Annotated in this window: 7 protein-coding genes and 1 pseudogene; 1 reads left to right on the top strand and 7 read right to left on the bottom strand. The window is 45.8% G+C overall.

Translation table 11 applies throughout. The features are described from left to right. Positions 1-247, top strand: a 247-nt coding sequence (locus BWI96_RS06925; protein WP_157830249.1) for a T9SS type A sorting domain-containing protein, incomplete at its 5' end; no start/stop codon positions are given. Positions 248-556: 309 nt separating this feature from the next. On the opposite strand, the gene BWI96_RS06920 is transcribed toward BWI96_RS06925, so the two are convergent. The 7 genes and pseudogenes from BWI96_RS06920 to BWI96_RS06890 all read right to left on the bottom strand — a co-directional run bounded on the left by BWI96_RS06920 (position 557) and on the right by BWI96_RS06890 (position 9,620). Further along, complete coding sequence (locus BWI96_RS06920) at positions 557-1,087, bottom strand: ferritin-like domain-containing protein (protein WP_106635937.1); 531 nt, start codon at positions 1,085-1,087, stop codon at positions 557-559. 155 nt (positions 1,088-1,242) lie between these two features. Continuing rightward, positions 1,243-4,376 (bottom strand): annotated as a pseudogene (locus tag BWI96_RS06915) (efflux RND transporter permease subunit). A gap of 102 nt (positions 4,377-4,478) precedes the next feature. Continuing rightward, a complete protein-coding gene (locus BWI96_RS06910) occupies positions 4,479-5,534 on the bottom strand; it encodes an efflux RND transporter periplasmic adaptor subunit (protein WP_106635936.1) in 1,056 nt (351 codons plus the stop codon). An 18-nt stretch (positions 5,535-5,552) separates the two neighbouring features. After that, complete coding sequence (locus BWI96_RS06905; RefSeq protein ID WP_106635935.1) at positions 5,553-6,893, bottom strand: TolC family protein; 1,341 nt, start codon at positions 6,891-6,893, stop codon at positions 5,553-5,555. Between the two features lie 41 nt (positions 6,894-6,934). After that, positions 6,935-7,414: a MarR family winged helix-turn-helix transcriptional regulator gene (locus BWI96_RS06900; protein WP_157830248.1), complete on the bottom strand. Its 480-nt coding sequence runs from the start codon at positions 7,412-7,414 to the stop codon at positions 6,935-6,937. A gap of 156 nt (positions 7,415-7,570) precedes the next feature. Further along, a complete protein-coding gene (locus tag BWI96_RS06895; protein ID WP_106635933.1) occupies positions 7,571-8,011 on the bottom strand; it encodes a hypothetical protein in 441 nt (146 codons plus the stop codon). A gap of 109 nt (positions 8,012-8,120) precedes the next feature. Beyond that, positions 8,121-9,620: a glycoside hydrolase family 130 protein gene (locus tag BWI96_RS06890; protein WP_198555168.1), complete on the bottom strand. Its 1,500-nt coding sequence runs from the start codon at positions 9,618-9,620 to the stop codon at positions 8,121-8,123. Positions 9,621-9,710 lie beyond the last annotated feature (90 nt).

The raw sequence follows: 9,710 nt of genomic DNA, 5'->3' as shown, positions 1-9,710 counted from the left end.
GTGGGCGGCTACCCAGAGTGATCGCACCGTCAAAGCGGTGGTGAATTATGGCGATGAGGAGCTGGCCAAAGCCGCCCGGGTGAGTCTGCTGGACTTATCGGGTCGCACGCTGAGTACCCAACAGCTTGAGCTGGTGAAAGGGCTCAATGCCATCGAATTCCAGACGTCTTCGCTGGGTTCAGGTCTGTACCTCATCCGACTGGAAAACCCCAGCAAAACCCAGGCCGTTAAAGTGGCTCTGCCTTAAGTTAAGGCTTTATTTATAGACTTGAAGAATTGTATTTTAAGCGTCCATAGGCTGACCGTTCCCTCAAAAAAACCTAAACATTTGTTAATAATATCAATTTATAATTAACATTGCTTAGCTATTTTACGCAACCAAACTTCACCTGGAGTCGTAAATAGCGTGGGAGTAATCCCATGGTTGGAGACGTTGGCGGACGTCGTAGCGTTCGGGTAAAACCGAGTGGTTTATAGCACCAACCCATCAAAAAAATCCATACTGGTAGTATGGATTTTTTTCTTTCAAAAGTTTCTTGTTCTTACCAACAGAAAACTAGTTTTCTATCAATGCCGAAGCGTTAATAAACGTTTCGGCCAGATTGGTAAGCTTTAAATCCGTTGCTTCTTCTTCCTGTAAAGTGGCATGCAACAGCCGGGCCGCTTCTTCGTAACCCAGAATTTTTGCCCATGCGGTTAAGGTACCATACGAAGCAATTTCGTAGTGCTCTACTTTCTGACAGGCAGCAATAATACCCGCGTCTCGCGTCAGCGTACCCGATTGCGTTTCAGCAACAATATCCTGACCTTCTTCTACCAATCCAGCCATGGCTTCACACTTGACGCCTTCGGCTTCTACGCCGATAGAAGTAAAGATTTGCTCCAGACGGGCAATCTGTCCTTCCGTTTCTGCCAGGTGTTTGCGTATGCCATTTTTCAATTCATCCGAGGTAGCCGCCGCTTCCATTTCGGGTAGGGCTTCGGTCAGTTTGTTTTCTGCCCAGTAAATGTCTTTTAATTGAGCGATGAATAATTCGGAAAGGCCCTCAGCCTTATCCGTTTTAAATAAATCTGCAATACTTGCCATGATTGTACATAGGTTGGTTTGTATCGATTATTCCGAAAAGCATATTCCACTGCAGAAAAGGGGTGATCCAGCCACGACAGAGGCGAAGAGTTACCCCAAAGAGGGCAAAAAAAACGGCTCCCTTTTGAAAAGGAGCGTCGTTTGCAAATGAAGTGTTACTCATTCATTAATCGGGAAGCCGTCAACTCTTCAGGCTTTTGGGGTTGAGGTTCTTTTTTCTGGAAACGAGCCAGAATACGATCCACAACCAGGTACACCGAAGGTACCACAAACAAGGTTAAGACTAACGAACTCGTCAAGCCACCAATGATGACCCAGGCCATTCCATTTTTGGTTTCGGCCCCTGCCCCACTAGCCAGAGCGATAGGTAACATCCCGAAAATCATCGCCAGCGTAGTCATCAGGATGGGACGAAGACGTTCTTTACCTGCTTCTACCAGAGCGGCTACTACTTCTTTGCCTTCAGCCTTGAGGTGATTGGCAAAGTCTACAATCAGAATGGCGTTTTTCGCTACCAGACCCATCAGCATGATCATACCTACAATGGAGAATACCGTTAAGCTTTCCATCGTCAGAGCCAGAGCTAATAAAGCTCCAATCAGGGCTACGGGGATGGAGAAAAGTACTACGAATGGATACACCACACTTTCATACAGGGCCACCATGATAAAGTAAACCAGCAGGATAGCCATGATTAAGGCCAGACCCAGGCTACCAAAGGCATCCGACTGTTGCTGTAACTGACCTAAGTACTGCACAGAAACACCTTCGCCTAAATTCACAGACTTCATCTTTTCCTTGATGTCGTCCCCTACTGTTCCTACCGGACGGCCCACTACCTGAGCGTTAACAGTAATCGAAGATAATCGATCATTACGCTCCAGCACGCTTTCTCCCACGCGTTCGTCTACCTGAGCAAACTGCGATAACTCAAAAGAACGTCCCTGGTTGTTCACAAATAAGAGGTGTCCTACGTCATTGGCACTGGATCGGTTAAATTGATCCAGATTCACCAAAATGTCATATTCATTACCATTCTGCTTGAATTTAGCCCGGTCGTCGCCACGGAAAGCCGTTTGCAGGGCCACCCCAACGTCAGCGGCACTAATGCCCAACTGAGCCATTTTCTCACGATCCAGTTTGATGGAAACCTCGGGCTTCGGATCTTTTACCGAGTATTTTACGTCCTGTGTACCGGGGGTCGATTTTGTTATCTTCAGCACTTCCGCCGCTGCTTTGCGGATGGAGTTCATGTCGGTACCTTTTACGGCAATCTGAATGGGTGCTTCGGATGCCCCTACAATACCTACCGGGCTTGCCGTTACTTTCACTCCAGGAATTTTACTGATTTCTTTCTTAACCTCCATCCCGAACTCATCGGTTGAATAGGTTCGTTCTTTCTTATCCACCAATTTCACGTTAATATCCGCGATGTTACTGTTGGAAGTCGAAGCGATAGCCGTACTGGTATACCCTACGTTTGAAAACACGTTTGTTACGCCGGGGTGCTTGAGCAGAATTTGTTCTGCTTTCTGAACGGCTTCGTTGGTTTGGTATACCGAAGCCGTTGGAGCTAACTCCAATTGAATGGCAATCTCGCCTGATCAGAGGCAGGCATGAAAGCACCTCCAATGAATCCGGCGGGAACCAGAGCAATGGAGCCTACAAAAAGTAGAATCACCACCAGGAACACCCAGCGTTTATGGCTCAGAGCCGTCTTCAGTACGCTACCGTAATAAGCAATGAGGCGATCAATGAACCGTTCGAACCCTATGTTGATTTTTCCCCAAAGTGATTTTGGATTCAAATGCTCCAGCTTACCGAAACGAGATACCAGCAAAGGCGTGATGGTAAAGGAAACCATCAAACTCATCAAGGTAGAGAATACTACCACGAGGGCAAATTCCCGGAGGATATTTCCAATCAAACCGCCCGTCATGGCTAGTGGCACGAATACTACAACGTCAACCAGGGTAATAGCCAGAGCGGTAAACCCAATTTCACTCCGTCCGTCGATAGCGGCCTGACGACGATCCTTACCCATTTCCATGTGGCGGGTAATATTCTCCAGAATTACAATGGAATCATCGACGAGGATCCCTACCACCAGCGAAAGGGCCATCAGCGTCATCAGGTTCAACGAGAAGCCTGATAAATACATCAGCATAAACGTCGGCAGAATCGACGAAGGTACCGCGACAAGAACGAATAAAGAAGACCGGAAACTGTGCAGGAATAAGAGCATTACAACCGACACAATCACCACCGCCAGAAATAAATCGTCTACTACGGCAGTGGCTGAAGCCAGGGTATAAATAGACTGATCCGCCGCGATATTGAATTTCAGTCCAATGGACGAGTACTGTTTTTCAAGCGTAGCGATCCGTTCTTTTACCAGCTTACTTACGTCAACGGCATTGGCATCACTTTGCTTCAATACCTGAAGTCCCACCGAAGGAATACCGTTGATGTGGTTGATGGCGGTAACCTTAGCCGTACCATCCACTACTTCTCCCAAATCTTTCAGTAATACGTCACCACCGCCGGGTTTACGAGCTACGATCAGCTCCCGCATTTTGGCAACGGATTGCACCGTTGCATCAAAGTGAATGGAATACTGGGACTGTTGCGTTTCAATTTGACCCGCCGGGTAACTGGCATTGGCATTATATACGGCCTGAGAAACCTGACCGATGGAAATACCATAGGCCCGTAATTTAGCAGGATCAATGTTCACCTGAATTTCCCGCTCGGTTCCACCGACTAAGTTTACCTGACCTACCCCAGCTACATTCGATAACTGTGGTTTCAGTTTTTCATCGATCAAATCGTAGAGTTGCGTTGGGGCCAGTTTGGCCGTTACGCCCATCCGCAGAACGGGTAACTCATCCGTTGAGAATTTATTGAGAATCGGATCGTCTACGTCGTCGGGTAACTGCGAAAGAATCTGATCGATTTTCCGCTGAGCATCCTGCTGGGCCTGATTCACATCAACGCCGTTTTTCAACTGAATGATAACGGAAGAAACACCTTCCTGAGAAGTAGATTTCAAACGATCCAGACCTTCCAGAGATGAAAGGGCATCTTCTATTTTTTTGGTAACGTTGGTTTCCACCTCATCGGCGGCAGCCCCCCGATAAACCGTAGAAACACTGATTACGTTCGCCTCAAATTTGGGCAGCAGGTTATACGAAAGCTGCTGATAACTAATGACTCCAAACAGAATGAGTACCGTAAAAATGGTAGTCACCAGCAAGGGTCTTTTTATGGCTACTTCGGTTATCGACATATTTTTATTTAGTTTTTCGTTGATGGTTGTAAGTTGTTAGAAAGGGGTAATAACACCTCCAACAAACTGTCAATCAAACAACTAGTAACAAACAACTATCAACTACTTCGTAATTTGCACGGCAGAGCCTTCGCTTAGGTTGATCTGACCTGTGGTTACTACTTTTTCTCCGGCGTTGAGGCCCGATAATACTTCAATGTTATCGCCTAATTCACGACCTACCTGAATCTTCCGCTGCTTCACTACCTGGCCTTCTACTACATACACGTAAGGATTTTTCACACTCTCTACCAGAGCTGAACGTGGAATTTGCAGGGCTCTCTGATTTGATTTTTGTGAGAAATCAACGTTCACGAACGTTCCCGCCTTGAGTGTATTACCGTTTTGAATTGTGATTTCTACGGGATAATTGTGCTGCTCATCCCCCTGAGGAGCGATATAACTGATGGAGCCGTTGAACACGCGATCAGGAAATACGCTGGTGGTTAACTTAACGCTGTGTCCTTCTTTCAGTGAATACACATCACTTTCGTTCACTAATACCTGTACTTTCAAACGGCTGATATCCAGAACGGTACCCAGAGAAGTTCCCACGTTTACGTATTCGCCGGGTTCGATATTTTTCTTTACGACACGACCGCTAATCGGAGCTTTGATCGTAGCATCCGAAATCTGTTTTTTGATTTGCTGAGCCTGATTAACAGCGTTATCGTAGTTATACTTGGTGTCGTTTACCTGTAATTCGGTTGTAGCGTTGCCCGCGTAAAGCGTGTTGTAACGGCTTACATCCTTTTTCAGCTTTTCGATGTTCAGTTGAGTTGCTTCCAGGGATAACTCTTTCAGTTGGTTATCTACCTGTACCATCGTAGCCCCCTGGCGAACCGACGAGCCTAACTCGAAATTAACCTTCATTACCTTACCTGCCGCCGTAGCCATGATTTCGGCTTCTCGGAACGGAATCAGATTACCCGTTTTGATAAGTTGCTGGGACACTTCGCCTTCCTGCACCGTTGCAACGGTTACTGGAATCTGGACGTTTGTGTTGGTCGGAATTTGATTTTTCTCGTCAAGTTTTTTCTTGTTCGACGCAAGCTGGAAGCCAATTAACCCAATAATGGCAACGATTGCGATGATGACGATTATGGTTGTACGTTTCATGGTTATAGGGAAAGACGTCTAAAGTTGATTATAGAAATTCAGAAGTGTACCCTGCGACTGCTCCAGATCGAGCTGAGCCTGGTAATAGTTAATGAGTGAGTTGATATAATTCGATTGAGCCTCACGGTAAGACTTATCCGCATTCAGTAAGTCCGTCAGGTTTTTAACCCCCTGCTTGTATTGAAGCGTCGTGATCTCATACACCTGCTGAGCCAGTTTCACTGTCCGGTCGTCATTTTCCGTATTGGTTCTGGCCCGTATCAGTTGAGACTCAGCGTTGTTATACTGCAACTTGTATGCCTCCGTATTCAAACGCTGCTGTTCTTCCTGTGTCATCACCGTCAACCGATTCTGCTGATACTGAGCGTCTCTTCTAAAGCCATCAAAAATGGGCAGATTCAAACGCAGGCCAACTGTACCGAAACCCAGGAAGTTCTGAAAAGCTCCCCCGAACTGATTCGAGAAAGAAAGCGTACCGTAACTCGCATTAGCCGTTAATGTGGGAAGATACCCAGCTTTTGTACGGGCCATCTGAATGCGTTGCAGGTCCAGATTCCGTTCGCCCTGTTGGAAACTAACCAGGTTTCGGGGATCAAATTCCTGCTTTTGTGCTTTAGGTAGTTGTTTCAGAATACTCGAGTCCGTTAACATTAAGGGCTGATCCTGAGACAATCCCATTTGATACTTCAATTGATTGATGGCTAATTCCAGCGAATTCTCGGCTAATACCAACTGTGAGCGAGTGTTGTTATAACTCACTTCCGTATTAGTATAATCCACGGGCTGAATCACGCCGTTGTCCCGTTGCAATTTCAGAACCCCTAGTACTTGTTCGGTACGAGTCATGTTATCTTTCAACAGAGCAATCTGTTGCTGGGATACAAAAACCTGATAATAGTTTTTGGTGATGTTATAAATCACATCTTCCTGCGTCTGGCGAGTATTCAGTTCGGCTAATTTCTGGTTGGGCTCATTTGCCTTGATTCCCAGAATAAGCGTTTTGTCGTAAATCGTCTGCGTAGCCTGAGCCGATACTGTATTTTGGTACTTCTGACCAAAAGCAACGGTCAGCGGTTCGGGGTTACCGAAGGTTCCAGCGGGGATGACACTTCGCTGCAACTTGATGTTATCCGTAAACGTACCCGTACCCGTTACCTGTGGTAAATATTGAGAGATTGCTTCACGGGCCTGTTGGTTGGCCGTTTCAACTTTATACTGGGCGAGTCTTACGCCTCCAAAGTTTTTCAGACCATATTCCAAGCATTGTTTTAAGGTCCACCCCTGCTGCGTATTTTGAGCTTCGCTGAGTGAGGGTAACACCGCCATCAACATTGCAATCAAAAAAGTGTTCGTTTTCATGGGAAACTGTTGATATATCAATAATAAATCAAATAGGAAGATTACTTTTCTGCATTTTGGGCAATGGCTTCTATTTTGCTTCGGATTCTTCGCAAGACGGCGATTTCATCCTCTTCAAAATACTTTTCAATTTCAGTATTCATGCCTTCCAGAGCCTCAGTAGCCTTCTCCACAAAGAGCTTACCTGCTGGTGTCAGAACTACTACATTCTTTCGCTTATCCTGACCATCAGTCGTACTTCTCAAGTAACCATCTCGCTGTAAGGTCTGGATAGACCGCTGAATACCAGCTTTATTCTTTTGAAGAATATTTGCAATATCCTGTTGAGAAGGTGGATTTTTCAAATAATTGATCGTCATCAAAATTCGAATCTGCTCAATTTGAAGAGCATATCCCAGCTTGTTCAGCCAACGATTGGTATCCCGTACAATTAAATGAGAAAGACCCAAGATGTTTACGATAAAAAGCTTCTTAATTCGTTCAACGGAAGCCTCATCTTTTAATTCATAATTTTCTTTCATGGGATTCATGCTGCAAAACTAACATTCGTTTACATATCAACCAATACCGTTCAAAAAATGTTTCCACCGATCATCATTAATTTAGGGCATAAAAAATCCCGTCTGCGATTACACACAGACGGGATTTTTTATGTACTCAGCTATAAATAGGGCTGTTTATGCAAGAGCTGTAGTACGAATGTTTCGTAACCAGCTTAAATTTTCAGACATGTATTCCCGACGCTTGGTCAGGGTTTTGTATAACTCAGGGAAAGCGGTCAGACAACGGTGCTCCATTACTGATTCAAAAGCGTTCAGAATAGAAACAGTACCGCTCTCACAACCATCCAGTTCTTCATCCCAATCCATGGCAGGAGAAGCGACTACTACTTCCGTTTCCTCTTCTTCCTGTATTCCATATTGACGTGTATACCGATGGAGTTCATCTGCTAGGCATTCGTTTTCAACGTTCATCCGTGATAAACGTTGTCTGAGTCGAGGCATTTTAGCTTCATGACTCAGGTGTGCATACTTGGATTGACATTCCCGGGCCGCCCGAACGAGCTGGCTTAAAGATTGTACCAATACGCGGAGTTCGTTAGGTGCAGTAGTTCCCATGATATATAGTATGTTAGTCTGACGGATTACGGATTACCTATTTAGTATCAAAACCATGCCGTACGATTAAATTACTATCAATCAATGAATTAAGGCAATAAAATCCCCATTATCTGGATTCAGTCTCAACCGTTTCCGCATTTTTCCCCACCGCATTGTCTCGCTCCTGTAATAAGGCCTGCATCAGCTCATCCATGGGAACTGTTGCAAAGCCCGTCGAATAATCAGACATGGCATAGGGAATTAACAGCTTATCAGCGTGAATAACTGCTCCACAGGTATAAACCACGTTAGGTACATACCCCTCCCGCTCTTCCCCCTGCGGGGTTAGAATGGGGTAAGGCAAGCGGGCTAATACTACCTCTGGATTATTAAGGTCCAGCAGGAACACACCAATGCAATACTTCCGCATTGCTCCCACCCCGTGGCTTAATACCAGCCAGCCCTCCGGCGTTTCGATGGGAGAACCACAGTTTCCTAACTGCACAAACTCCCAGGGATACTTGGGAGCTAATAACAGCTTGCTGGTTTCCCAGAAAAACAGGTTATCCGATTCCATCAGGAAGATGTTCTCACCATCCTGCCGACCCAGCATGACGTATTTCCCATTTACTTTTCGTGGAAACAAAGCCATGCCCTTGTTCTTGACGACATCCCCAGCCATGGTTTTTACCCGGAAATCAATGAAATCCCTGGTTTCGAGTAACTGCGGAAAAATAACACGTCCGTTATAAGCCGTGTAAGTGGCGTAATAGGTGGTTTTTCCATCTTCCTCCGTGAATTCTACGAAACGGGCATCTTCCATGCCATTCATTTCATTGGGAGAATAAGGGAACAGGATGCGTTCGCTCAACGCCCGATCATCGCTGTAGTTAATGATGTAATTCGCCTTCATTAAAGCCAGAATTCCATCGCCTGCCACCCGATGCGTCTGGTAGGCCGGGGCTTCCTTCACGACCGGATAAACGTCTGAGTAACAAACTTCTTCGGGCAACTTACTGACAATGCTATTCGCAAATCCATCATCCAGGCCCAACTCATGGAGTTTTCGCTGAAAAACGTCTCTTGAAAGATACGCTTCTTCGTAAGAGTCAGGCGGCGTTACATACCGGGAATACCCATCAAGCCAAATGCCCGCATTCTGATCGACAAATCCGGAGCGGAAAACGATGGACGAAATGTGCCCCTCACCCGTAGCCCGCAGACTAATAATGAATCGACGGCAACCTTCGGGTAGATTGGATTGGTCGGGATGCCAGACGATGGAAGGATTAAAGAGAGCCGCAGCTTCCAGGGCGTACTCGTTAGTAAAGTAAGCCCCAATCAATAACTGGTGTAAGGGGCTCAATTCTTCCTCCAGATCAAAATAGGAAAGAATTTCTTTGGCCCGACGGTCCAGATACGTTTCAACGGCCTGGTGGCGGTGGCGAAACTCCTGAAATACCTGAGAGAGCTCTGCTTCGACTTCCTCTGCTGTCAGAGCTAGCAAACGGTTCACAATTAACACCATTCGCTCGTTGCCCAAATGAAAAGGCCGAAACAAAACCCGGCGGGGGTCTGGGTTAATAATTAGTGGGTAACGTTCTACATTCAACAGAGATTTGGTCATCTTTCAGTGCGATAGAAGTGAATTGTTCTCAACCCTAATTACCATTAGATAATGATAATCAAAATTGAGAACAACAATAAATAGTATACT

Source organism: Siphonobacter sp. SORGH_AS_0500 (genome assembly GCF_002838835.1).
Taxonomy (GTDB): Bacteria; Bacteroidota; Bacteroidia; order Cytophagales; family Spirosomataceae; genus Siphonobacter.
The sequence above is the reverse complement of the archived record's forward strand: the minus strand, read 5'-3'. Positions and strand labels throughout refer to the sequence as shown.